Consider the following 23,209-nt stretch of genomic DNA (forward strand, 5'->3'; position numbering starts at 1 on the left):
CCAATGTGATCAAAGATCAAGCGCCGCGGGCGTCGGCGTGCCCTTTCGCCACGAACGCCGGCGCGGCCGGCAAAGCAAAAGTGCCCCATCGAACACGCGACGCGTGCCACGTCGTCGGGGACTCCAGCCCGGGCACGGCCCGGCGGAATCGGTTCGCGATCAGCCGAGCCAGTCCGGGATGAGCACCCAGCGGTTGGCTGACCAGGTCGGCGCCGCAGCCATGCAGTCGTCCTTGAAAAAGGCCGTCGGCCAGTAGATAGGAGGCGACCACGACGCGGCGCGCGCCGTCACGCCGGGCGCGGGCGACCGCGTCGTTGACATTCGGGTCGCCGGTGGCCGCAAATCCCAGCCGCACTCGCGATCCGACCAGCGCGGACAATGTCGTCGCGGTGACGTGCAGATCGGCGCGCGCTCTGAGATCCGTGGTGCCCGCCGCGCCGAGGATCACCGAATCACCCAGTCGCCAACCGGATTTCGCCAACTGGTCGGCGACTATCCGCGCGATCTCCCCGCTCGGCCCCAAAGCGGGGGTGACGACGACATTCGGGTGTCCGCTGGCCGCGACGTGGGCGGGCAGATCGGTGCGCACGTGATATCCGCGCGACAAAAACGCCGGCACCACGACGGCGCGCCGGCCGGTGGACGCCGCCCGGGACAGCACCTCGCCGGGTGTGGGTCCCAACACGTCGACGAACGCGACCTGCACCCTGCGGTCGAGAAGCGCGCTCACCCGCGCCGCAAGGTCTCCGATCATCGCGACACCACCCGGTCTGCGGGTGCCGTGCGCGGCCAGGATCAAATCCATCGGTGACCACCCGGGTCGTCGATGGCCAGCCGATAACCACGCTTGACCACCGTTGCGACGATGTTCTTGTCTCCCAAAGCTGTTCGCAGCCGCAGCACGGCCGTGTCGACCGCGTGCGGGTCGTTGCTATGGCCGGGCAGCACCCGCAACAGGTCATTACGCGCGACGACGTCGCCGGGTCGTTGCGCCAGCGCGCGCAGTACCGCCATCCCGGACGGCGACAGCAGCCTGATCGAACCGTCTACCAGCACGCAGGTTCCCCGGATATCGACCGCGTGGCCCGCGGCCGTCACGGTGCACGACCCCAGCAGTGGTAGCTCCTCGGCGATGTGCCGGGCCAAGGCCCCCAACCGCATCCGCTCGGGCGATGACGTCGGAACGCCCTTCCGGATCAGCGGTCTGGAAGTGACCGGGCCGACGCACATCGCATGCACATCGGTGCGCAGGGCTTGCAGCAGTTGGTCTTCGATGTCGAGCTCGCGACTGCGTTCCAGCACCGCCGCCGCTGCGGGCGCCGACGTGAAGGTGACCGCGTCGAATTGTCGTCGTGCAATTCCGGTGACGAGCTGATCGAAGTCGCCGCCCAACGGTGTTGGTTTCCAACGGTACACGCGGATGGGCACCACTTCGGCGCCCGCGAAACGCAACCCGCCGATGAACTCCGGGAACGGGTCCCAAGCGTCGGCGGCGCCGTGCAGCTGGATGGCGACACGCATCCCGGATATCCCCGATTCGAGCAGATATTCCAGCACTTCCTGTGAGGATTCGGAATCCGGAGACCACTCCTCGTGCAGGCCGGCGGCGCGCAGTGCACCGGTCGCCTTCGGTCCGCGTGAAACGATCCGGGCCAACGACAACGACGCGATGAGCTGGTTGGCCAGCCCCCACCCCTCGGCGGCGGCCAGCCAGCCGCGAAAGCCGATGCCCGTGTGCGCCACCAGGATTTCGGGCGGCTCGGCGATCAAAGCCTTGGTGTTGCTGTGCAGTTCGTCATCGTCGGGTAGCGCGATCATGTTGATCGCGGGGGCGCTGCAGACCTCGGCGCCCTGGCGGCTCAGCAGTGCGCACAGCTCCTCGGCGCGCCGGGATGACGTGACGGCGACCCGGTAGCCGGTCAACGGCGCGGACTTCGGCTGGGCCATATGACCTGTGTATTCCTGGGACATTTCGGCTGCGTTACCAAGCAATTGCTGACGCATTGCCCCCGCCGCGACGACCATCACACCCCGGCCGGCTCGGCTTCGGCGACGGAACCCGGAACCCGCGGGGCCGAGGACGGCCGGCGGACATACATCGCCCAGGTCAGGATCGCAGCGACGACGTAGGAGACCAAAAACATCCAGTACGCCGACGTCTCGGTGCCGCTGCTGAGGTAGGACTGGCGCAGCGCCAAGTTGATTCCCACGCCGCCGAGTGCGCCGACCGCCGAGCAGATGCCGATCAGCGATCCCGACCTCGCGCGGGCCCAGTGGCGGCGGTCGGCTTCGCCTACCTGCAGCGAGCGGCTGCGGGCCTCGTAGATCGAAGGAATCAGTTTGAACACAGAGCCATTGCCCATCCCCGACAGAATGAACAAGACCATGAAGCCGATGACGTAGCCGATCATGCTGGCGGAGCGGGCCGCGGCGTTGTGATCGTCAAAGGAGCTGATGGTGACCAGCAGACCGGCGCCCAGGATCATGCCGGCCAGCACGCCGAGGGTGACGCGGCTGCCGCCGAGCCGGTCGGCCAGCCTGCCGCCGTAGATCCGGGCCAACGACCCCAGCAGCGGTCCGATGAAGGCGATCTGCGCGGCGTGCAGCGCCGCGTGCTTGGCGGTCTCCCCGCTGGCCAGGAAGTTGACCTGCATCACCTGCCCGAACGCGAAGGAAAACCCGATCCAGGAGCCGAAGGTGCAGATGTAGAGCAGCGAGATCAGGTGGGTGTCGCGCTCGAACAGGATCGAGCGCATGGTGTTCACCTCGGTCCCGTGGTGGAGGTTGTCCATGAACAGCGCCGCCGCGATACCGACAACCACCAGCAACACGAGGTAGACCGCGCACACCCAGTACGGCGCCTCGTGGTCCGCGGTGGCCAGCACCAGCAGTCCGACCAGTTGGATCGCCGCGACCCCGAGGTTGGCCACGCCGGCGTTCACGGCCAGCGCCGCGCCCTTGAGCCGCTCGGGGTAAAACGCGTTGACGTTGGCCAGCGAGGCCGCATAGTTGCCGCCGCCCAGCCCGGTCAGCGCCGCGCACAACACATATGGCCATAGCGGCAGCCCGGGGTTGGCCAGCAACACGATGGTGCCGACCGTCGGGATCAGCAGCACGAGCGCCGAGAACGCCGTCCAGTTGCGCCCGCCAAAGGTGGCGATTCCCAAGGTGTAGGGGATGCGCGCGCAGCCACCGACCAGGGTGGCGACGGCGCCCAGGAGCAGCTTGTCACCGGTCGAGAAACCATAGACCGATGCGGGCATGAACAGCGCCATCACGGGCCACAGGGTCCAGATCGAAAAGGCGACATGGTCGCCTGCCACCGTGCAGAGCAGGTTGCGGCGGGCGACCTTCTTGTTGCCGGCCTCCCACGCCGCGGTGTCTTCCGGATTCCACTCCGTGATGCGGCGGTCGCGGCCCATGCCGTCTTCACCTTTCCTCGACGGAGTTTCGGTCGGCGAAATAGTCTGGGCGCGTTGAGATGACGGGCCGGCGCAAACCGCAGGCGCGCGCATCCAGGTCCCCCTCGTCAGGCTGTCCCACCAACCGGCGCATCCGGCCGTCGAGCCAAGAGCAGCTCAGCTCAACCCGTGCTTTGGGCGCCTCGAACGAAGAGGCATGCCCTGCCGTGTGTTTCGATGCTCACATTGCGGATGGAAGTCCGTCAACTCGATACGCCCGATATCGCCTGTTAGTTGAATCTGAGTTATCTGGTAAATCCCTGAAGGACAATCGGCCTGGGAAAACCCGCAGGTCAGACAGCCCCGCGAGCGGCAATGTCCCCCAGTGGCCCCCGTCGGTTAATTGCCCGTGAATTGCCGCACGTCAAGTGATTTCGTGCGGGTGTGGAATTTAGTGTGAGCTGGAATACATTTCGTGCTACGCGGTTCTTTTACCGAATCGAAAATGGTTCCGGGACACGGAACGGCCGGCAACTGCCCTGTGGTCCTGAGGAAGTCGGTCCGCCAGCCGCCGACGGCGCGTGATCAGCGGATCACCGTGTGTTGCAAGGAAACTCCGAAATCCCGCCTCACCAAACGTCCCCGGCGCGCCAGTCGCACATCAATTCCGCAGCGGTGTCCAGGCTGATCCCGACCGGTAGGACGAACACCGCGCCATCGTCGTCGGGTGTGCGGGTCGGCCCAGTGGGCGCCAGCACCGACGTCGGGCCGCGCCAGGGCAGCCAGCCACGCGCCGCGTACACGCTGCGGCCCTGCGCTGACGAACTGACGGCGCCGATTTGGTAGGCGCCGCGGATCACCTGCTCGACGCCGTCCTGCAGGGCGTGCACCAGGCCCTGGCCACGGCAGTCCTCCCGTACCGCGACGCCTTCGACGTAACCGCAGCGCAGCGCGTTGCCACGGTAGATCAATCGCCGCTGGACCACGGCGGCGTGCGCGATGATCGCACCGTGCCGCCAGATCAGGGCGTGCATTCCGCCCAGTGCGTGCTCCCAGTCGTTCTCGGTGAAATCTCCGGCGAAGGCGGCGGTGACCATCTGGTAAACGCCCTGCCGAGTCTCGCTGTCGAGGTCGGCGGTGTGGACCAGGCGGGCTGTGTGTACCTGGGTTTGCACAGTCCTTGTCTACCAGCCCTGTCTAGAGGTCGGCGCTACGAGGACGGCCAGCCCGCGGCGCTCGCATGTCGCGGGCTGCCCAGCGCACTCCGAGGTCGCGCCCAGTGCAGCCGCACGTACTGACCGGGCCGCACCTGGGCCACCTTGTCGATGTCCTCGTCGGTGACGACGCCGACCACCGGGTAACCGCCGGTCACCGGGTGATCCGGTCCCAGAATCACCGGTAACCCGTTGGGCGGCACCTGGATCGCGCCACGTGCGGCGCCCTCGCTGGGCAGCTGCCGGTCCGGGTAGCGGTGCTGCAGCGCGCGGCCCTCCAACCGCATTCCGACCCGGTCGCTGCGGCTGGATGCCATCCAGATCGTGTGCACCAAGGCGTCGGGATCGACCAACCAGTCGTCGCGCGGGCCCGGCACCACCATCAGTTCCACCAGATGCTCGGCGACGGCGGCCACCGGAGCCTGGTCGAGTTCGGGGTAATCGTCGGTGTGCTCGCCAACCGGCAGCCGGTCTCCGACCCGTAGCGGGGACGGGCCGATCGCCGACATCACGTCGTAGCTGCGCGAGCCCAGCACCGGCTCCACACAGATCCCGCCGCGCACCCCGAGGTATGTCCGCAGTCCGGCACGCGGGGCGCCCAGGGAGATCACCTGGCCCTCGCGGACATGGTGAATGCTGTTGGTGCCGAATTTAATTCCGTTGACGGTTGGATCGGTGTCGGCGCCCGTCACCGCGATATCAACGTCGCCGCCGCGCACCCGGGCCGAGAAACCGCCGAACGTCACTTCGACGGTGGCGCGGTCGTCGGGATTGGCGACCAGCCGGTTGGCCAGCATGTGCGCGCGCCGGTCGGCGGCCCCCGACCGGCTGACCCCGAGGTGGGCCAGTCCCGGCCGGCCGAGGTCCTGGACGACGGCGAACGGTCCGGTGCGCAGGATTTCCAGGCTGATTTCCGGGTTTGTCACGGCTCTCTCCTTCAGCTCCCGTCACACGGCCCGGAACTGAACCCACATGCCCTGCGTCAGCAACGCCGGGGCGGGCCGCTCGAGGTCCCACAGGAACGCGTCGGTGCGGCCGATGAGCTGCCAGCCGCCGGGCGATTGCCGTGGATACACCGCGCTGAATTCGCCGGCGAGGGCGACCGAGCCGGCCGGGACCGAAGTCCGCGGCTCGGAGCGGCGCGGAACTCGCAGCCGTGCGTCGCCGTCGACCAGGTACGCGAAACCCGGTGCGAACCCGCTGAATCCCACCCTCCACAGGGTGGAGGTGTGGGCGCTGATCACCTGCGCCGTGGTCAGGCCGGTGTGGCTGGCAACCGCGGCGAGGTCTGGGCCGTCGTAGACGACGTCGATCACCACGTCGGCGCTGCCATGCGCCGGAGCGGCCGCATCGGCGGTGACGCGCATCTTGCGCAGCCGCTGACGGGTGACCCCTTGGCGGCGGGGGTTGTCGAGTTTCACCAGCACGGTGCGAGCGGCGGGGACGATGTCGACCACACCGGGCAATGCCGCCGCACGCAACGCATCCACCCTTGCCAATACCTCAGCGGTGCTGCCACATTGCAGCATCAGCGCTTGGTCGCCGTAGTCCAGGACGATATTGCCGACCAGGTCGGTTGGCACGTCCTTGGAAATGTCGACTGAAACCCCCGTCACGCTCATTACTCGACGGTAACCCCGGAGTCGGGGCCCAGGCGAGGGAACCGACGAGGATTTTCGAGCACTGCCAGAGGTGCCTTAGCGAATGCTCAAACAGGCCTCCAAACAGGCCTCCAAACAGGCACCGTCCGTCCGGCGGGGATTCAACCCAGGATCTTGCCGATCTGTGGGGGCAGCTGATCGGCGACCAACGGGTAGCTCAGCGGCGAGGAGAAGGCGATCGCGCCGGCCTGGTCCTTGGTGGTGAAGATGTGGCGGTTTTGGGCGGTCGCTTGCGAAGCCGCCACGTCGGGGTCGGCCAGTAGCGCCTTTTGGTCGTCGGGGTTCTCGGTCGTCCAGATCACCACGTCGGCGGAATTGAGCACCGCTTTGATCTGATCGCGTGGGATGACGGCGCGGTGGTCGCTGCCGAAGGGTTTGATGCTATCGGCGATGACCAGACCCATTTCGTTGAGGAAGTCGGTTCGCCAGCCCGCCAGGGTTGCCACCACGGTGCCCTGCCAGAGGGTGCCCTGCATCAGCAAGGCCTTCTTGCCCTTCCATTGCGGATTCTTTTGAGAGACGGCCGCGAACTTCTGATCCACGGCGTCGATCAGTGACTTCATCTGGTCGGCCTGGAACACCGCCTGGCCGACGGCGGTGGCCTGGTCCTTCCACGGCTCGAAGAACGCGTCGCCGTCGGCCTGCGCGACGGTCGGGGCGATTGCGGACAGCTTCTGATAGGTATCGGCGTCCACGCCGGCGTTGATGGCCACGATCAGGTCGGGTTTGAGCCCGGCGATCTGGTCGACCGGAATCCCGTTGTCCAGGTTCAACACCACCGGTTGGGCCGCGCCGAGCTTGGGCTGGGCCCACGGCCACACGGCGAACGGCTGGTCACCGAACCAGTTGGTCACCGCGATGGGCACCACGCCGACCGCGAGCAGGTCGTCTTGCTCGGTGTAGCCGGCACTGACCACGCGCTTGGGTGGCTCCTTGATGACGGTCTGGCCGAACAGATGGTTGACCGTCACCGATCCGGCGGGGCCGCCGGACGCCGGTTTGTGTGACGAGCAGGCCCCCGACGCCCCGGTGACCGCGACCATCCCCGCAGCCCCTGCGAGCTGCAAGAATCCCCGCCGATTCCATCCGCTCATCGCGTGAGATTATCGTGTTCTTCGCTCGCACCCGCACCGCCGCGCGGTTGAGCCGGTCAGCTCAGCGGCATGCCGGCGTCCAGAAAATCCAGGGCTCGATAGATCGTGTCGGCGGTCTTCGGCGCGCTGTCGTAGGCCGCCATCATGGCGCCGACCATCGCGCCGACAAACACGCGGACCTCGAAATCTTCTGCGGGACGGCCGATTCGGTGGCCGAGTGCCTCGGCCATGACGGTGACGGTGCGGTAATACTCGTCGTACATCGCGGCCTTGAGTTCGGGTATCGAGAAGATCAGCCGCTGCCGGGTGTTTTCGAACTCCAACTGTTCCGGTGACAGGCCCGCCATGGTCGCCTGGTAGGCCCGTCGGATGGCCTGGCTCGGCGACAGGTCGGGCGGCTGCGCCTTGAAAGCCTCCAATACCAGCGGGTCCAGGTCGTCGGCGAGCAGGAGCGACTCCTTGGACGGGAAGTACCGGAAGAAGGTGCTGGGCGACACTTCGGCCGCGTCAGCGATCTGCTCGACGGTGGTGGCGGCGTAGCCGTTCGCGTCGAACAGCCGGAACGCCTCGCGCCTGATGGCCTGGCGGGTCTTGATCTTTTTACGTTCCCGCAGCCCCAGGGGCGCCTCGGTCGCCTGCATGGGCCAATTCTCCCAGATGCGCGGGGGAAAAAGTTCTGACAGCAGCCCGACCGCCGTTGCGATCTCCACGTATCTCCGACGTAACTGCGCACACCTCGACCGGTAACAGTCCGTCCTTAACGTCGGGGCCGTGACCATGACCACTCCGGATTCCAGCACTGGACTCTTAGCGCCTGCGCCGCCGCGCGAGCCTCACCGCGGGCGCCCCAGACGCCATTGGATCGACGACTGGCGGCCGGAAGACCCCGCGTTCTGGGCGGCGACGGGCAAGGCCATCGCCCGTCGCAACCTGATTTTCTCGATCTTCGCCGAGCACGTCGGGTTCAGCGTGTGGATGTTGTGGAGCATCGTGGTCGTTCAAATGACGTCCGCGGGTCCGCCTGGACATTCCAGCCACCCCGCCGCGTCCGGCTGGGCGCTGACCGCAAGCCAGGCTTTGTGTTTGGTCGCCGTCCCCAGCGGGGTCGGCGCTTTTCTGCGGCTGCCCTATACCTTTGCGGTGCCGATTTTCGGCGGCCGCAACTGGACGACCTTCTCGGCGTCACTGCTAGTGATCCCCTGCCTGTTGCTGGCCTGGGTGGTGGGCCACCCCCACATCCCGTTCGCGGTGCTGGTCGCGGTCGCCGCGACCGCCGGCTTCGGCGGTGGCAACTTCGCCTCGTCGATGGCCAACATCTCGTTCTTTTACCCGGAGAAGGACAAAGGCTGGGCGCTGGGCCTGAACGCGGCCGGGGGCAACATCGGTGTGGCCGTGGTGCAGAAGATCATTCCGCCCATCGTGATCGCTGGGGGCGGGGCGGCTGGGATAGCACTGTCGCGCGCCGGGCTGTTCTACGTGCCGTTGGCCGTCGTGGCGGCGGTGTGCGCATTCCTGTTCATGAACAACCTCACCGAGGCCTGCCTGAAAAGGAAGGCCCTGAAAGCCCAAGTGAAGCCGGTGTGGCAGTCGCTGCGGCATCCCGACACGTGGATCATGTCGCTGCTGTACATCGGTACGTTCGGCTCCTTCATCGGCTACTCGGCGGCGTTCCCGACCCTGCTCAAGACTGTGTTCGGGCGCGGTGATATCGCTTTGGCCTGGGCCTTTTTGGGAGCGGGCATCGGATCGGTCGTCCGCCCGCTGGGCGGCAGGCTCGCCGACCGGATCGGCGGGGCCCGAGTCACCGCCATGAGCTTCGTCATGCTGGCGGCCGGCGCGGCGGCGGCGCTCTGGTCCGTCAACGCCAAAAATCTGCCGCTGTTCTTTGCCAGCTTCATGTTCTTGTTCGTCGCCACCGGTATCGGCAACGGCTCGACCTACCGGATGATCCCGCGGATCTTCAAAGTCAAAGGCGAGCTGGCCGGCGGCGACCCGGACACCATGGTGTACATGCGCCGCCAAGCCGCCGGCGCGCTGGGCGTCATCTCGTCGGTCGGCGCCTTCGGCGGTTTCGCCGTGCCGCTGGCCTACGCCTCGTCGAAGTCTCACCTGGGCAGCATCGAGCCCGCGCTGCGGTTCTACGTGGCGTTCTTCGTCGCCCTGCTGTTCGTCACCTGGTACGTCTACCTGCGCAAGAAAACCGGGATGGGGCAGCGCGGGGTCTAGCCGTTCTGGTACTTCGGCTCATACTTTGTCCAAGGGCTGTAGTCGGCGATCAGGTCTTCCTGTGGCGGGCGTTGGTCGGCCGGAACGTGCTGCAGGTTGATCCGGATCCGGTACCAGATCGAACTCGGTCCGCGCATGCCGTCGACCAGGACGTCGGGCGGCTGCAGCAACTCGGCCGCGGCGGGATAGCGGTCGCGCCAGGTGTCCAACGCGGCCATCGCCTCATCCTTGGTCTTGGTCCGGGCGATCTCGATGAGCGGCTTGGCCGAGATTCGCCTGCCGTCGGTGCGTTTGCCGGTCCCGCGCGCGCCCTTCGGCGCAAGCTCCGGGGGTCCCATTTCTTCGGCCAGCATCAGCAGCCGGTCAAGCTCGCCAACCTCGTCGTCCATTCCCGCCCACGGGTCACCCATTTCGGCGAACCGGCCCGGCACCGTCTCGATGGTGAACGCCTCGGGTCTGCAGTCGGCGACCTCGTCCCAATGCAGCGGCGTCGACACCCGGGCATCGGGTGTCGCCCGCACGGAGTAGGCCGACGCGACAGTGCGGTCCTTTGCGTTCTGGTTGAAGTCGACGAACACCCCTTCCCGTTCTTCCTTCCACCAGCGGCTGGTCGCGGCGTCGGGCACCCGGCGTTCGACCTCGCGGGCGACGGTCTGGGCGGCCAGGCGCACCTGACGGAACTCCCAGCGCGGCGCGATCCGGGCATAGATGTGAAAGCCGCGCGACCCGGACGTCTTCGGCCACGCGGCCAGGCCGTAGTCCTCCAGCACCTCGCGGGCCACCAGGGCGACGTCGACGATCCGCTGCCACGCGACCCCGGGCATCGGATCCAGGTCGACTCGCAGTTCGTCGGGGTGGTCGAGGTCGCCGGCCTGCACCGGATGCGGGTTGAGGTCGACGCACCCCAGGTTGATCACCCACGCCAGTCCGGCGGCGTCATGGATCACGGCTTCGGCGGCGGAAGTGCCCCGCGCATAGTGCAGTTCGGCGACGTCGACCCAGTCCGGGCGTTTGGTGGGCGCCCGCTTCTGGAAAACGGCTTCCTGGGAGATCCCCTTGACGAAGCGCTTCAGGATCATCGGCCGGTTGGCCACGCCGCGCAGCGCCGCGTCGGCGACGGACAGGTAATAGCGGACCAGGTCGAGCTTGGTGTACGGCCCGCCCGTATGGCGGGTATGCCCTGTAAGGCCGGCTTGGCGTTCGAAGACCACCTTGTCCGGATGGGTGATCGCGACCTGGCGCCCGGCCACCTCGAGTGACACCGGACCGGCCATGGGTTCATGGTAATTCGGGGGAACTTCTTGGCCGCATTGCGACGGACGTCACATAGGGTTGAGGTTATGCCTAACCTTATTGACCTTGCCGGTCAGGCCCCGGCCAACATCATGGCCAAAGTTCAGCAATACCTGGAACGCGGCTCGGCCGAACTGCACTACGTGCGCAGGATCATCGATTCGGGCGCATTCCGCTTGGAGCCGCCGCAGAACTACGCCTCGATGGCGGCCGACATTTACAAGTGGGGCGAGTTCGGCATGCTGCCGTCGCTCAACGCCAGGCGCACCCCCGATCGCGCGGCGCTGATCGACGAAGAGGGAGAATTCACCTACTCCGAGCTCGACGAGGGCGCCCACGCGGTGGCCAACGGCCTGCTTGCCAAGGGCGTGCGCGCCGGGGACGGTGTCGCGATCCTGGCGCGCAACCACCGCTGGTTTGTCCTCGCCAACTACGGCGCCGCCCGGGTGGGCGCTCGCATCATCTTGCTCAACAGCGAGTTTTCCGGCCCGCAGATCAAAGAGGTGTCCGAGCGCGAAGGCGCCAAGGTGATCATCTACGACGACGAGTACACCAAGGCCGTCAGCAAGGCCGAGCCGCCGCTGGGCAAGCTGCGGGCGCTTGGTGTCAATCCAGATGCGGACGAGCCATCGGGCAGCACCGACGAGACACTGGTCGAGCTGATCGCACGCAGCAGCAAGTCGCCCGCCCCGAAGGCGAACAAGCACGCGTCGATCATCATCCTCACCAGCGGGACCACCGGCACCCCGAAGGGTGCGAACCGCAGCACCCCGCCGACCCTGGCGCCGGTCGGCGGCATCCTGTCGCACGTCCCGTTCAAGGCGAATGAGGTGACGTCGCTGCCGGCGCCGATGTTCCACGCGCTGGGTTACCTGCACGCCACCATCGCGATGTTCCTGGGGTCGACGCTGGTGCTGCGGCGGAAGTTCAAGCCGCCGCTGGTGCTGGAAGACATCGAGAAGCACAAGGTGACGGCCATGGTGGTGGTCCCGGTGATGCTGTCACGGATTCTCGATGCGCTCGAAAAGATGGACAAGAAGCCCGATCTGTCCAGCCTGAAGATCGTGTTCGTATCCGGATCGCAATTGGGGGCCGAGCTGGCCTCCCGCGCGCTCAAAGACCTCGGTCCGGTCATCTACAACATGTACGGCTCGACCGAGATCGCGTTCGCCACCATCGCCGGACCCAAGGACCTGGAACGCAACGCGGCGACGGTCGGTCCGGTCGTCAAGGGCGTGAAGGTCAAGATCATCGACGACAACGGCAAGGAGTTGCCGCAGGGCGAGGTCGGCCGGATCTTCGTCGGCAACACCTTCCCGTTCCAGGGCTACACCGGCGGCGGTGGCAAGCAGATCATCGACGGCCTGTTGTCCTCCGGCGACGTCGGCTACTTCGACGAGTACGGCCTGCTGTACGTCAGCGGCCGCGACGACGAGATGATCGTCTCCGGCGGCGAGAACGTCTTCCCCGCCGAAGTCGAGGACCTGATCAGCGGACACCCGGAGGTGGTGGAGGCGACCGCGGTCGGAGTCGAGGACACGGAGTGGGGCCACCGGTTGCGCGCCTTCGTGGTCAGGAAGGAAGGCGCCACCCTCGACGAGGACACCGTCAAGCACTACGTGCGCGACCACCTGGCCCGCTACAAGGTGCCGCGGGAAGTGATCTTCCTCGAAGAGCTGCCGCGCAACCCGACCGGCAAGATCCTCAAGCGCGAGTTGCGCGAAATGGAGATCGACTAGCTCACCTGCGGGCTTGAATGGCGCGCATGATCTCAGCCGAGAGTTTGGGGTCGATCAGCAGTTGATCGATGAGCGCGGTAAAGACCTCTTGTCCGGTCACGCGCGCGACTCCGATGCGGTCGGCGGCCTCGCGCTGCCAGATGTCGAGAGCGCGGTGCGTGGCGAGCGGTAGATCGACGGTCCGCCGCGTTCGTCGGTCGCGCGTTGGCGCAGGGGGCGCCTGCCGGAAACCGGTGATGCGCTGGGTGGGGCCCGTCTGCCCAGGCTGGGGGGGCGTCACGGGGTGTGCGAGGAACCGTTGGGCACCGGGCTCGTTGCGGCTAGGGGTACTCATCAAAGCGACCCTCTCTGGGGTGCAATCAGTAGATCCGCTTATCAGTATGCGCGTCGTTGAGCACCTTCTCATTGATAGCACCGCGTGGACTCGCGCCGCGCCGCGGACGACGGGATTCCGTTGCGATTCTGGCCGCGACTCCGACGGAGCCGCCGGTGCAAAGCTGGGCCGCGCGATCGAACCACTGAAACGGTTTGAAACGGTATGGCTGATGGACCGTACGGCAAGTCGCGCGCTTATATGCTGTTTGCTATTGTGCCTCGGTAATAGCAAACTGGCGCCCGCAGATAATGATCGTTCCGCATGGCCATCATTAACTCAATAAATACGCATTTGTGCATCCGCGTATTTCAGTAGATGCCTTTCTACAAGTTAGTTTGTCTAGAGGTGGAGATACTGAAGGCAGTAACTGCGGAAAAGTAGAAATCATACAAATAGCGCCAAAACCACAACATAGTCCATTCATTTTTGTGCACCATATTGCGTAGCTGATCTTGCGGCCGTGCTCGCAATTGGCATACTATTCATATGACTTATTAGAACTCTTTTGGCTTTGACCATTTGATCCGTTCTATGGAAGGAGCTCACAAATGTGGACTTCACTGCTTTCGGTTCGCAACACCGCGCTTGGTGCGGTCGGCGCCGGCATGCTGACCGGAGCGATGCTGTTCGGTGGCGTCCCCGTCGCGCAGGCCGCTCCGCAGCCCACCCTCGGCACCAGCTTTGCAATCGCCGGACCGCACGGCGCGCCTGGCATCCCCACTAAGGGAGGGCCTGGTGGCGGAGGGGGCCACGGCGGCGGCGGCGGAGGCCACGGCGGCGGCTGGGGCGGCCCCGGAGGGGGCCACGGCGGCGGCTGGGGCGGCCACGGTGGCGGCTGGGGCGGCCACGGTGGCGGTTGGGGCGGCCACGGTGGCGGTTGGGGCGGTAACGGTTGGGGCGGCCGCGGCGGCTGGGGTGGCCACGGCGGCGACTGGGGCCGCGGCGGCTGGGGCGGCCACGGTGGCGGCTGGGGCGGCGGCTGGGGCGGCGGCGTAGGCCGCGGCTGGGGCCACCCCGGTTGGGGCAATGGTGGTTGGGGTCCCCCTGGTTTGGGCTTCCGGCCGTGGTGGAGCTCGTGGTGGTGAGCTAGCGCCACCGCCACGGCACTAGCAACAACAAACTGATCGATGCCGACTTGGGACCGCCCTCAGGTCGGCATCGATCTGTTTACGGGTCGCGGGGCAGGCCCAGCAGCCGTTCGGCGATGATGTTGAGCTGCACCTCCGACGTGCCGCCGTAGATGGTGGTGGCCCGGCTGGCCAGCAGGTTCTCGCCCCACTTGCCCGGGGGCTCGTTGGTGTCGCCGATCGCGGCGTCGGTGCCGAAGGAGGACACCGCGAATTCGGCATAACCCTGGCCGGTGCGCATCGACAACAGCTTGGAGATCGCCGCCGACGGCATGGCGTCGCCGCCGGCCAGCGTCAACAGCGTCGAGCGCAGGTTCAGCACCTTGGCGGCATGGCCTTCGGCGATCAACTGCCCGGCCCGGTGCTGGGCGACCTGGTCGAACTGCCCGTCACGAACGAACTCGACGAACTCGGGCAGCGTCGCCAGGAAGTTCGCGTCGGTGCTTCCTATAGAAACCCGCTCCGCCGTCAGGGTGTTGCGGCTGACCTCCCACCCCCGGTTGACCTCGCCGAGCACGCACTCGTCGGGCACGAACACGTCGTCGATGTAGACGGTGTTGAACATCGCGTTGCCCGTGAGCTCACGCAGCGGCCTGACGGTGACGCCTTCGCTCTTCATATCCAGCAGGAAGTAGGTGATGCCGTTGTGTTTCGGTGCCGACGCGTCGGTCCTGGCCAGTAGCGCGCCCCGGTGCGAGAACTGCGCCGCGGTGGTCCAGATTTTCTGGCCGGTGATGCGCCAGCCGCCGTCGGCCCGGGTGGCCTTGGTGGTCAGCCCGGCCAAGTCCGATCCCGCGCCCGGCTCGGAGAACAGCTGACACCAGACCATGTCGCCGCGGAACGTCGGCGGCAGGAAGCGTTGCTTCTGCTCCTCGGTCCCGAACGCGACGATCGACGGAATGATCCACGCCGCGATGCCGACCTGCGGCCGCTTGACCCGCCCCGCGGCGAACTCCTGGGCGATGATGATCTGCTCCACCGGGCTGGCAGCCCGGCCCCACGGCTTGGGCAGGTAGGGCAGCACCCAGCCGGCCTCGGCGATCGCGACCCTGCGCTGCTCGCGCTCCATCGCCTTGAGCCCGGCGACCTCGGCCCGGATCTCGGCCCTCAGCTTTTCGGTGTCGGGATCCAAGTCGATGTTCACCGCGCGCATCCCCGTACTGGTCGCGGTGTCCACCACTTTTTGCGGGTACTCCGAACCGCGGCCGAAGCAGGCGGCCAGCATCAGCGCCCGCCGGTAGTAGACGTTTGTGTCGTGTTCCCAGGTGAAGCCGATTCCGCCGTGCACCTGAATACAATCCTGCGCGCACCGTTGGGCGGCCGCCGGCGCGAGCGTCGCCGCCACAGCGGCGGCAAACTCGACACCGGAAGCGACTATGTCCCAATTGTTTTGGGCGGCTTCATCGAGCGCGCGGGCGGCGTCCCACACGGCCGCGGTGGCCCGCTCGGTGTCGGCGATCATCTCGGCGCACTTGTGCTTGATGGCCTGGAACTGGCCGATCGGCCTGCCGAACTGCTCGCGGATCTTGGCGTACTGCGACGCCGTATCGGTTGCCCAGCGCGCCACGCCGATGGCCTCGGCGGACAGCAGCGTGGACATCAGTGCGTGCGCGGTCGCCATGCTCAGATTGCTCAACGCGGCATCGTCGCCAACCTCGACCGCGTTGGCGCGCACGTGCGCGATTGGCCGCAGCGGGTCCAGGCTTTTCACCGGCTCGATCTCGAGCTGGTCGGCGCGCAGCACGACCCACTCGTCGCCGCTGTCAATCGCCACCGGCAGCACCAGCACAGAGGCCTGCGCCGCCGCGGGAACCGCGCGGACTTCGCCGCGGATCACCAGCGTCTCTTCATTGGGCCCGTGCCGGGTCGCGGTCAGTCCGGAATCCAGCGCGTAGGCGGCAATGGCCGCCCCGGTTGCCAGCTCGCCGAGCACCTTGGCCTCCGGGTCATGCGCGGAGATCAGCGCGCCGGCGATCGCCGACGGCACGAACGGACCGGGCACCGCCCCGTAGCCGAACTCGGCCAACACGATGGCCAGCTCCAGGATGCCGAAGCCTTGCCCGCCGACGGCCTCGGCCAGATGAACACCCTGCAGCCCCTGTTCGGCGGCCGCCTGCCAGTACGGCGGGGGGTTGTCGATCGGGGTCTCTAAGGCCGCATGCAGCACCTCGGACGGCGCGACACGCGCCACCAATGATCGCACCGAATCGGCCAGGTCTCGATGCTCAGGAGTTATTGCGATCGGCATTGGTCGCCTTCCATGGCTTTCTGGTCCGTTTGGGCCAACGCCTTCCAAGCTAACAACCGGTCGGTTGGTTGACCACATAGGCCAACGGCTCGCCGTCGCGCAGTCGGCGGCAGTTGGCAACGGCCTCGGTCAGATACCGCCGCATGGTGTCGGCGGTGTACCACGTGACGTGCGGCGTCAGCACCACGTTGTCCAGGCCGAGCAGCGGGTTGTCGGGCGCCACCGGCTCGACCTCGAAAACGTCCAGCCCCGCCGCGGCCAGCCGCCCACCTCGCAGCGCGTCGACAAGAGCGTCTTGGTCGACCACGGCACCACGTGACGTGTTGACCAGCACCGCATTCGGTTTCATCTGGTCCAGCGCGTCCCGGCCGAGCAGATGATGGGTCTGCGCCGTCAGCGGCAGGTGCAGCGAGACGATGTCGCTGGCCGCCAGCAATTCGGGCAGCCGCCGCCAGCCGGGCCGCCCGTCGTCGCGGGTGCTGGTGTGCAGGACGGTGGCGCCCATCGCCGCAACGATTTCGCTCACGCGTTTGGCGATGTTGCCGTAGCCGACCAGCCCGACGGTACAGCCGCCGATATCGCGCACCGTCTCGCCCAGTTCTGGATCTGCCGGCCAGCCGTGCCCTTGGCGGACGGCGCGATCCAGCGCCGGGAGCCGGCGCAGCGCGGCCAGCATCAGCAGCACCGTTCCCTCGGCCACCGACGGCGCGTTGGAGCCCGGCATATTGGCGACCGCGATCCCGCATTCCGTCGCGGTCTGGACATCGATGGTGTTCACTCCGGCCCCGAGTTTGTGCACCAGTCGAAGCCGGGCGCCACGCCGCAGATCGGCGCCCGACAGCGGCCGAAGCACGTGCCAGATCACCTCCGCGTCGGGCAGCTCCCGATAAAAGCCCTCTTGCGATTCGGGGGAGTCGTCTTCGGCGCACCATCTGATGTCAAGCCAATCCGATTCCGGTGCAACGAAATCAAGCACTCCATTTCCGGGAACGAAATGGGCGAGAACTCTCAGCGCCACCGTTTGGCGATCCACTTGGCGATGGTATCGGCCTGCTGCCCGCGCGCGCCCGGGGTGGTGAAGTAGTGGTCGGTATCGATCGAGAACTGCGCCTTGTCGGTGCTGGCGAGCGCGTCGTAGATGCGCTGCGCATCCGACGGAAAGACTCCGGTGTCGGCCTCGGCGTTGATCACCACGGCCGGGCAGGTGATGCGAGCCAGGTGGGGCTCGGCGCGGGTTTGCGCCACCCGCAGACTCCACATGCCCAACCAGTTGCGCAGCGTGCAGGCCGCGGCGATGCCGTGCGCGGAGCGGTTCGCCTTGGCCGGGACGCCCGCATAGCACATGTTCGGCTGACGCGTGGTGGGCTCGATGCTGGGATCGACCATGCGGGGATCGGCCCAGGTTCGCATCACGCTGAACGGCCGATCGGAAAACCCCGCAGCACGAACACGTTTGAGCTCCCCCTCGGCCCAATCCGTGATCGCGTGGTTGCGCGCGGTCTGCGCTTCGCGGAAGCGGGCGACGAACTCCGACGGGTACGGCGGGCCGTTGTGCTCCTTGAACAGATCGAGGTCGGGATTCGTTGCCACCGGGTCGTTTTCATCGACGACGGCGGCGTCCATCCAGGCCGTCAGCACATCCGGGCGTCCGGGATGAGCGGCGGTGGCCACGTACCCGTCGGCGGGGGGCAATTCAGTCAGCCCGGCCGCGGGCCGCATGCCTTCCAGGGGGGTCACATTCGGCTCGACGGCCTGCGATTGATAGGCGGCCATCAACGAACCTCCGCCCGAATTGCCTAGCAGCACAACGGTGTCCACTCCCTGGGTCTCGCGCAGCCAGCGAACCCCGACACCGATGTCGACCAGCGCGTGATCGAGCAAAAAGCTGCTTTCGAAACCGCGAAATCTGGTGTTCCAGCCGAGGAATCCGATGCCGCGGGTGGCCATATAGTCGGCGAGGTAATGCTCGGAGAAGTCGATCTGGTAGTGAGTGGCGATCATCGCCACCTTCGGCTTGCGGCCCACCCCGTGGTGGTACAGCCCCTGGCATGGATGGCCGCCGGCCGGGGCGCGCCCAGCGGTGGGCGACGGCAACCCGACGAATTCCCGGACAACACCCGCGGCGCCGGTGTGAGTCACTTCGGTTCTCCCCCGCAGGCGTAGATGGCTCGATAGTAGATGTTGGACAGCGTCTGGATGCACGCCGCGTCGTCGGGTTCACTTCCGGCCGAACCCGTTCCGGCGAGCTGGATGTAGCAGAACTGAATCTGATGTTAGATTCAGATATCGAGCTTGGCCAGGACCTGCACTCCCGGGGACCGATAGGAGCCGCGAGATGATCAAGCCGCACAACACCAACACGGAATTCGAGCTCGGCGGCATCAACCACGTCGCGCTGGTGTGTGCGGACATGGCTCGCACCGTGGACTTTTACACCAACATCCTCGGCATGCCGCTGATCAAATCGCTCGACCTGCCCAACGGTGCGGGGCAGCATTTCTTCTTCGACGCCGGCAACGGCGACTGCGTCGCGTTCTTCTGGTTCGCCGGCGCCCCCGACCGGGTGCCGGGCATCTCGTCGCCGGGTGCCATCCCCGGCATCGGGGACATCACCAGCGCGGTGAGCACCATGAACCACCTGGCATTCCACGTGCCGGCGGAGAAGTTCGATGCCTACCGGCAGCGGCTCAAGGACAAGGGTGTGCGGGTGGGTCCGGTGCTAAACCACGACGAAAGCGAAAGGCAGGTGTCCGCGACGGTGCATCCCGGGGTGTACGTGCGCTCGTTCTACTTTCAGGACCCCGACGGCATCACGCTTGAATTCGCTTGCTGGGTAAAAGAATTCGATGCCAGTGACGCCCAGACGATACCGAAGACCGCGTCCGACCGGCGACCTCCGGTGGCCGCCGGACGCTAATCGGCAGAACCGCGTCCGAGCCGGGGGATGTCAAATATGACCGACCGCATTTTGACCGACGCGCAGATCGCGGCGCTGACGCCCGAGCAGCGGCGGGAGCTGATCTCCCGGCTGGAGCAACCCCTGAGCGACGTGATCGACCCGCTGTTCCTCGCTCGGGTCCGGCGGATCCGGCTGCGTCTGATGGTCGGCTGCTCGATCGCAATGGTCCCCTGGCTTGGCTATCTCTCCTGGACGCTGCCGGCGAATTACGTTGCCCACAACTGGCCTGTCACGTGGGTGGGCTTCGACATTCTGTTGGTCGCGTTCATGCTGGCGACGGCGATATTCGGGTACCTGCGCCGCCAGGTGCTGCTGTTTGCGGCCTTCACCTCCGGGGTGCTGCTGATCTGCGACGCGTGGTTCGACATCATGACGGCCGGACCCGATGACATCTGGTTGTCGATGGTCACGGCGCTGCTGATCGAGGTGCCGTTGGCGATCTTCATGATCCGCGGCGCGCAACGCATCATGCGACTCACAATGATGCGTCTGTGGCTGCTGGACCCCGAGGTGCGGCTGTGGCAGGTGCCGCTGTTTCCCTGAGGCGGTACAGGCTCGGCTCGGCGAGCTCGTCGAGCAGCGCCGCCAGCTGATCGACGAGCTGGTCCGGCTCGAGGCAGACGTCGCCGGCCAGCCAGGCGCTGATGGTTTGTCCGACGCCGCCTACCACGAAATGTGCCGCCGCCTTGATGCGCTCGTTTGCCGGGACCCGCAGTGCGTCACCGACATGCTGGCCGGACAGCATGGCGAACAGCGCGCTGGAGTCGGCGCGTTTGCGCACGATCACCGGGTTGGCCAGCTGCGTGCTGAACAGCAGGCGCCCGATGCGGGCGTCGCCGGCGATGCTCCGCACGATGTTGGCCATCCCGGTGCGCGTCTGCTCGTGTGCCGGCACCGCCGCCACGGCAGCCTGGGTGGTGGTGGCCAGCTCGGCGACCACCGAATCGAATACCCCGGCGACGAATTCGTCCTTGTCGGTGAAGCTCTCGTAGAAGTATCGGGCGGCCAGGCCGGCTTGGCGGCATATGCCGCGAACGGTCAGCGCGGAGACATCCGGCTGCTCTGCCCCAAGCAGGTCCAGGCCGGCCGCCAGTAGCCGGCTGCGGCGTGCGGCCAGCCGCTCGGCGGCCTTTACGCCGCGGTAGGGCCGCACGCTCGAAGCATCGGGCACAACCACCATCTTGACACCGACGCCCGACACCGACAACATCAGGAAACAAGCGTTCGCACAATTAGCGGGGGGATGCGCGGGAGGAAATACTATGGCAATTCACAAGGCGGTTCACGAGGCGCCATACGAGCCGATTCGCCATGTCGAGCGCGCCACCGCCGACCCGCCCCGCACGCAGCGCGCCCGGCGCAGGCACGCGTCGGGTATGGACGAGGGTTTGATGGGCGTGGCGCTCCTGGCCGGCCCCGCGAACGTGATCATGCAGTTGGCGCGGCCCGGTGTCGGCTACGGCGTGCTGGAGAGCCGTGTCGAAAGCGGCCGGGCGGACCTGCATCCGATAAAACGGGCCCGCACCACCTTCACCTACCTCGCCGTGGCGACCGCCGGTAGCGATGCCCAGAAGGACGCCTTCCGGCGGGCGGTGAACCGGGCGCATGCCCAGGTGTACTCCACCGCCGAGAGCCCGGTGCAGTACAACGCCTTTGACGTTGACTTGCAACGGTGGGTCGGGGCTTGTCTGTACAAGGGCGGCGTCGACGTCTACCGCACCTTCATCGGTCAACTTGCCGACGAGGATGCCGACCGCCATTACCGCGAGGGCATGACGCTGGCCACCACGTTGCAGGTGCCGCCGGAGATGTGGCCGGCCGACCGGGCGGCCTTCGACCGGTACTGGCAAGAGTCGCTGGCCAAGGTGCACATCGACGACGCCGTCCGCGATTACCTGTATCCCATTGCCGCGGGCCGGATTCGAGGGGTAACGCTGCCGCGACAACTGCAGCGCGTCTCGGACGACTTCGCGTTGCTGATCACCACCGGCTTTCTGCCGCAACGATTTCGCGAGGAGATGCGGTTGCCGTGGGACGCGACCCACCAACGGCGCTTCGACCGGCTGATGGCCGTGTTGCGCACGGTGAACGGGATGATGCCGCGGTTCCTCCGACGGTTCCCGTTCAACGTCCTGCTGTGGGATGTCGACCGCCGGATCAGGACGGGACGGCCCTTGGTCTAGCGCCCGCGGCTGGACTCAGCGCCCGGCTTGATAACGACAATCATTTTCATTAGGCTCGTCTCGATCTGTTAAGGGTCCGGTAAACCCTCTCAGCCCGAGGAGTGCCAATGGCCGCGCCGATTTGGATGGCGTCACCGCCGGAGGTGCACTCGGCGTTGCTGAGCAGCGGCCCGGGACCCGGATCGTTGCTGGCCGCGGCGGGGGCGTGGAACTCGTTGAGCGCTGAATACACTTCAGCTGCAGAAGAACTCAGCGCAACCCTGGGGGGAGTGCAGGCCGGCGTGTGGGAGGGGCCGAGCGCCGAGTCGTATATCGCCGCGCATGGCCCGTATCTGGCGTGGCTGACGCAGGCGAGTGCGAACAGCGCGGAAAAGGCCGCCCAACACGAGACCATGGCCGCGGCCTACACCGCCGCATTGGCGGCGATGCCGACCCTGCCTGAACTCGCCGCCAATCACGTCGTGCACGGGGTCTTGGTGGCGACCAACTTCTTTGGGATCAACGCGATCCCGATCGCGCTCAACGAGCTGCAGTACGTGCAGATGTGGATTCAGGCCGCCATCACGATGGCCATCTATCAAGCTCAGGCCGACGCCATTGACGTGCTTACGTCGCTTCAGGACAGCCCCGCGGTGCCGCCGATCCTGAAGAACTTCCTCGACGGGGTCTCGAATAACACGGTTGCCCACGACCCGACGGTCGACAACCCGATAGACAACGTCATTTCGCAGATCCTGCAGAACTTCGGGGTGAACTGGAACCCCGCGGCGGGCACGGTCAACGGCCTCGACTACGACTCGTATGTGGACCCGGGCCAACCGATCTTCTGGGTGGTGCGAAGTCTCGAACTTTTCGAGGATTTTCAACAGTTTTTCGTGTACCTCCAGACAAATCCGGTGATGGCTTTTCAATACCTGGTCAGCCTCGAGCTGTTCGACTGGCCGACTCACATAGCCGAGATTGTTCCGTACCTGGCAAGCCAGCCGGAGGTGTGGGCGGTCGCGGCTGGCGCGGCGGTTGCCCCCTTCGGTGCCGGGGGCGGCTTCGCGGGGCTGGCCGGGCTGGCCGCACCGCCCCAGCCGGTGGTCGTACCGGCGCCGGCGCCCGTTGCGGCCACGCCCGCCATGTTGCCGGTGGCCGGGTCGGCCCCGATCGCCGCGTCGGCCGCAGTACCCGCCTCGGCACCCGCGCCCGGGGCCAGCCCCACCGCGAGCACGGTGGCCGGCCCCGCGCCGCCGGCGCCGCCGGTCGCCGCCGGCGCCGGTTTTGTGGCCCCCTATATCTTCGCTCCACCCGGCATCGGGTTTGGGTCAGGGATGAGCGCCAGCGCGAGTTCGGCCGCCAAAAGGAAAGCACCGGAACCCGATACCGCTGCGGCGGCGGTCGCCGCGGCCGCGCGGGAGGAGGTACGGGCGCGGCGGCGCCAACGGGCGCGGCGGCGGGGACACGGCGATGAGTTCATGGAGATGAACGTCGACGTCGACCCGGACTGGGACGAGCCCGCGTCGACGGCGGCGTCAGGTCGGGGCGCGGGGAGTCTGGGGTTTGCCGGCACGGCACCCAGGGAAACGGTCGCCGAGGCGGCGGGCTTGACCACACTTGCCGGTGGCGAGTTCGGGGGCGGCCCCCGGATGCCGATGTTGCCGGGCACCTGGGACTCGGGTGCCCTTGGGCCGTCGGCGTAATGT

General features: G+C 66.8%; 21 protein-coding genes and 1 pseudogene. 7 read left to right on the forward strand and 15 right to left on the reverse strand.

The annotated features are described in order from the left end of the window. Window positions 1–16: 16 nt before the first annotated feature. From ACLP4W_RS18015 to ACLP4W_RS18050, 8 genes are all read right to left on the reverse strand, one after another. The gene (locus ACLP4W_RS18015; RefSeq protein ID WP_442388197.1) at window positions 17–805 is read right to left on the reverse strand and encodes a sirohydrochlorin chelatase; all 789 of its coding nucleotides are present in this window, start codon (window positions 803–805) and stop codon (window positions 17–19) included. After that, window positions 796–1,947 carry a uroporphyrinogen-III synthase gene (locus ACLP4W_RS18020; protein ID WP_442388199.1) on the reverse strand — a complete coding sequence of 384 codons (1,152 nt, stop codon included), beginning with the start codon at window positions 1,945–1,947 and terminating at the stop codon, window positions 796–798. The genes ACLP4W_RS18015 and ACLP4W_RS18020 overlap by 10 nt, the downstream gene beginning before the upstream one ends. A 77-nt stretch (window positions 1,948–2,024) precedes the next feature. Continuing rightward, window positions 2,025–3,422, reverse strand: a complete 1,398-nt coding sequence (locus ACLP4W_RS18025) for a nitrate/nitrite transporter (protein ID WP_442388200.1) — start codon at window positions 3,420–3,422, stop codon at window positions 2,025–2,027. 608 nt (window positions 3,423–4,030) lie between these two features. Beyond that, window positions 4,031–4,576 carry a GNAT family N-acetyltransferase gene (locus tag ACLP4W_RS18030; protein WP_442388202.1) on the reverse strand — a complete coding sequence of 182 codons (546 nt, stop codon included), beginning with the start codon at window positions 4,574–4,576 and terminating at the stop codon, window positions 4,031–4,033. 35 nt (window positions 4,577–4,611) lie between these two features. Next, complete coding sequence (locus ACLP4W_RS18035) at window positions 4,612–5,526, reverse strand: 5-oxoprolinase/urea amidolyase family protein (RefSeq protein WP_442388278.1); 915 nt, start codon at window positions 5,524–5,526, stop codon at window positions 4,612–4,614. Between the two features lie 36 nt (window positions 5,527–5,562). Continuing rightward, on the reverse strand, window positions 5,563–6,237 hold the full coding sequence (locus ACLP4W_RS18040) for a 5-oxoprolinase subunit B family protein (protein ID WP_442388204.1): 675 nt from the start codon (window positions 6,235–6,237) through the stop codon (window positions 5,563–5,565). 140 nt (window positions 6,238–6,377) lie between these two features. Continuing rightward, window positions 6,378–7,370 (reverse strand): ABC transporter substrate-binding protein, encoded by a 993-nt coding sequence (locus tag ACLP4W_RS18045; RefSeq protein ID WP_442388206.1) that lies wholly within the window; start codon window positions 7,368–7,370, stop codon window positions 6,378–6,380. Window positions 7,371–7,426: 56 nt separating this feature from the next. Continuing rightward, complete coding sequence (locus tag ACLP4W_RS18050) at window positions 7,427–8,011, reverse strand: acyl-CoA-like ligand-binding transcription factor (protein WP_442388280.1); 585 nt, start codon at window positions 8,009–8,011, stop codon at window positions 7,427–7,429. A gap of 136 nt (window positions 8,012–8,147) precedes the next feature. Between ACLP4W_RS18050 and ACLP4W_RS18055 the strand changes: the two genes are divergently transcribed. Then, on the forward strand, window positions 8,148–9,596 hold the full coding sequence (locus ACLP4W_RS18055) for an MFS transporter (RefSeq protein WP_442388282.1): 1,449 nt from the start codon (window positions 8,148–8,150) through the stop codon (window positions 9,594–9,596). On the opposite strand, the gene ACLP4W_RS18060 is transcribed toward ACLP4W_RS18055, so the two are convergent. Beyond that, a complete protein-coding gene (locus ACLP4W_RS18060) occupies window positions 9,593–10,870 on the reverse strand; it encodes a DNA polymerase domain-containing protein (RefSeq protein ID WP_442388207.1) in 1,278 nt (425 codons plus the stop codon). The two genes, ACLP4W_RS18055 and ACLP4W_RS18060, sit on opposite strands and share 4 nt — an antisense overlap. Window positions 10,871–10,936: 66 nt before the next feature. Between ACLP4W_RS18060 and fadD2 the strand changes: the two genes are divergently transcribed. Continuing rightward, window positions 10,937–12,628: a long-chain-fatty-acid--CoA ligase FadD2 gene (gene fadD2, locus ACLP4W_RS18065; RefSeq protein ID WP_442388209.1), complete on the forward strand. Its 1,692-nt coding sequence runs from the start codon at window positions 10,937–10,939 to the stop codon at window positions 12,626–12,628. A 1-nt stretch (window position 12,629) separates the two neighbouring features. On the opposite strand, the gene ACLP4W_RS18070 is transcribed toward fadD2, so the two are convergent. Further along, a complete protein-coding gene (locus ACLP4W_RS18070; RefSeq protein ID WP_442388211.1) occupies window positions 12,630–12,965 on the reverse strand; it encodes an ATPase in 336 nt (111 codons plus the stop codon). A 587-nt stretch (window positions 12,966–13,552) separates the two neighbouring features. Here ACLP4W_RS18070 and ACLP4W_RS18075 point away from each other — a divergent pair. Next, window positions 13,553–14,089 carry a hypothetical protein gene (locus ACLP4W_RS18075; RefSeq protein ID WP_442388212.1) on the forward strand — a complete coding sequence of 179 codons (537 nt, stop codon included), beginning with the start codon at window positions 13,553–13,555 and terminating at the stop codon, window positions 14,087–14,089. 82 nt (window positions 14,090–14,171) lie between these two features. On the opposite strand, the gene ACLP4W_RS18080 is transcribed toward ACLP4W_RS18075, so the two are convergent. The 4 genes and pseudogenes from ACLP4W_RS18080 to ACLP4W_RS18095 form a co-directional block, all read right to left on the reverse strand. After that, window positions 14,172–16,379, reverse strand: a complete 2,208-nt coding sequence (locus ACLP4W_RS18080) for an acyl-CoA dehydrogenase (protein ID WP_442388214.1) — start codon at window positions 16,377–16,379, stop codon at window positions 14,172–14,174. A 49-nt stretch (window positions 16,380–16,428) separates the two neighbouring features. Next, window positions 16,429–17,391 carry a 2-hydroxyacid dehydrogenase gene (locus ACLP4W_RS18085; RefSeq protein ID WP_442388284.1) on the reverse strand — a complete coding sequence of 321 codons (963 nt, stop codon included), beginning with the start codon at window positions 17,389–17,391 and terminating at the stop codon, window positions 16,429–16,431. Beyond that, on the reverse strand, window positions 17,388–18,518 hold the full coding sequence (locus ACLP4W_RS18090; protein ID WP_442388216.1) for an alpha/beta hydrolase: 1,131 nt from the start codon (window positions 18,516–18,518) through the stop codon (window positions 17,388–17,390). The genes ACLP4W_RS18085 and ACLP4W_RS18090 overlap by 4 nt, the downstream gene beginning before the upstream one ends. Next, window positions 18,515–18,643 (reverse strand): annotated as a pseudogene (locus ACLP4W_RS18095) (TetR/AcrR family transcriptional regulator); the annotation flags it as partial. The pseudogene ACLP4W_RS18095 and the gene ACLP4W_RS18090, both read right to left, overlap by 4 nt. Window positions 18,644–18,714: 71 nt before the next feature. On the opposite strand from ACLP4W_RS18095, the gene ACLP4W_RS18100 reads away from it, so the two are divergent. Together ACLP4W_RS18100 and ACLP4W_RS18105 are read left to right on the forward strand one after the other, a co-directional pair. Further along, window positions 18,715–19,296, forward strand: a complete 582-nt coding sequence (locus tag ACLP4W_RS18100; protein ID WP_442388217.1) for a VOC family protein — start codon at window positions 18,715–18,717, stop codon at window positions 19,294–19,296. Between the two features lie 36 nt (window positions 19,297–19,332). After that, window positions 19,333–19,881 (forward strand): hypothetical protein, encoded by a 549-nt coding sequence (locus ACLP4W_RS18105; protein WP_442388219.1) that lies wholly within the window; start codon window positions 19,333–19,335, stop codon window positions 19,879–19,881. Here ACLP4W_RS18105 and ACLP4W_RS18110 read toward each other — a convergent pair. After that, window positions 19,814–20,518 (reverse strand): TetR/AcrR family transcriptional regulator, encoded by a 705-nt coding sequence (locus tag ACLP4W_RS18110; protein ID WP_442388286.1) that lies wholly within the window; start codon window positions 20,516–20,518, stop codon window positions 19,814–19,816. The two genes, ACLP4W_RS18105 and ACLP4W_RS18110, sit on opposite strands and share 68 nt — an antisense overlap. 82 nt (window positions 20,519–20,600) lie before the next feature. On the opposite strand from ACLP4W_RS18110, the gene ACLP4W_RS18115 reads away from it, so the two are divergent. Next, window positions 20,601–21,521, forward strand: coding sequence for an oxygenase MpaB family protein (locus ACLP4W_RS18115; RefSeq protein WP_442388221.1), 921 nt, complete (start codon window positions 20,601–20,603; stop codon window positions 21,519–21,521). A 107-nt stretch (window positions 21,522–21,628) separates the two neighbouring features. Further along, a complete protein-coding gene (locus ACLP4W_RS18120) occupies window positions 21,629–23,206 on the forward strand; it encodes a PPE family protein (protein WP_442388223.1) in 1,578 nt (525 codons plus the stop codon). Window positions 23,207–23,209: the final 3 nt, after the last annotated feature.

It is taken from the genome of Mycobacterium sp. (assembly GCF_052145595.1).
GTDB lineage: Bacteria > Actinomycetota > Actinomycetes > Mycobacteriales > Mycobacteriaceae > Mycobacterium.

What these genes read in the sequence shown, in the direction of transcription:
- ACLP4W_RS18025 (WP_442388200.1), bottom strand. Translation starts at nt 3,422, where the DNA reads ATGGGCCGCGACCGCCGCATCACGGAGTGGAATCCGGAAGACACCGCG.
- ACLP4W_RS18060 (WP_442388207.1), bottom strand. Translation starts at nt 10,870, where the DNA reads ATGGCCGGTCCGGTGTCACTCGAGGTGGCCGGGCGCCAGGTCGCGATC.
- fadD2 (WP_442388209.1), top strand. Translation starts at nt 10,937, where the DNA reads ATGCCTAACCTTATTGACCTTGCCGGTCAGGCCCCGGCCAACATCATG.
- ACLP4W_RS18115 (WP_442388221.1), top strand. Translation starts at nt 20,601, where the DNA reads ATGGCAATTCACAAGGCGGTTCACGAGGCGCCATACGAGCCGATTCGC.
- ACLP4W_RS18120 (WP_442388223.1), top strand. Translation starts at nt 21,629, where the DNA reads ATGGCCGCGCCGATTTGGATGGCGTCACCGCCGGAGGTGCACTCGGCG.
- ACLP4W_RS18020 (WP_442388199.1), bottom strand. Translation starts at nt 1,947, where the DNA reads ATGGCCCAGCCGAAGTCCGCGCCGTTGACCGGCTACCGGGTCGCCGTC.
- ACLP4W_RS18105 (WP_442388219.1), top strand. Translation starts at nt 19,333, where the DNA reads ATGACCGACCGCATTTTGACCGACGCGCAGATCGCGGCGCTGACGCCC.
- ACLP4W_RS18110 (WP_442388286.1), bottom strand. Translation starts at nt 20,518, where the DNA reads ATGGTGGTTGTGCCCGATGCTTCGAGCGTGCGGCCCTACCGCGGCGTA.
- ACLP4W_RS18055 (WP_442388282.1), top strand. Translation starts at nt 8,148, where the DNA reads ATGACCACTCCGGATTCCAGCACTGGACTCTTAGCGCCTGCGCCGCCG.
- ACLP4W_RS18040 (WP_442388204.1), bottom strand. Translation starts at nt 6,237, where the DNA reads ATGAGCGTGACGGGGGTTTCAGTCGACATTTCCAAGGACGTGCCAACC.
- ACLP4W_RS18100 (WP_442388217.1), top strand. Translation starts at nt 18,715, where the DNA reads ATGATCAAGCCGCACAACACCAACACGGAATTCGAGCTCGGCGGCATC.
- ACLP4W_RS18075 (WP_442388212.1), top strand. Translation starts at nt 13,553, where the DNA reads ATGTGGACTTCACTGCTTTCGGTTCGCAACACCGCGCTTGGTGCGGTC.
- ACLP4W_RS18050 (WP_442388280.1), bottom strand. Translation starts at nt 8,011, where the DNA reads ATGCAGGCGACCGAGGCGCCCCTGGGGCTGCGGGAACGTAAAAAGATC.
- ACLP4W_RS18015 (WP_442388197.1), bottom strand. Translation starts at nt 805, where the DNA reads ATGGATTTGATCCTGGCCGCGCACGGCACCCGCAGACCGGGTGGTGTC.
- ACLP4W_RS18080 (WP_442388214.1), bottom strand. Translation starts at nt 16,379, where the DNA reads ATGCCGATCGCAATAACTCCTGAGCATCGAGACCTGGCCGATTCGGTG.
- ACLP4W_RS18045 (WP_442388206.1), bottom strand. Translation starts at nt 7,370, where the DNA reads ATGAGCGGATGGAATCGGCGGGGATTCTTGCAGCTCGCAGGGGCTGCG.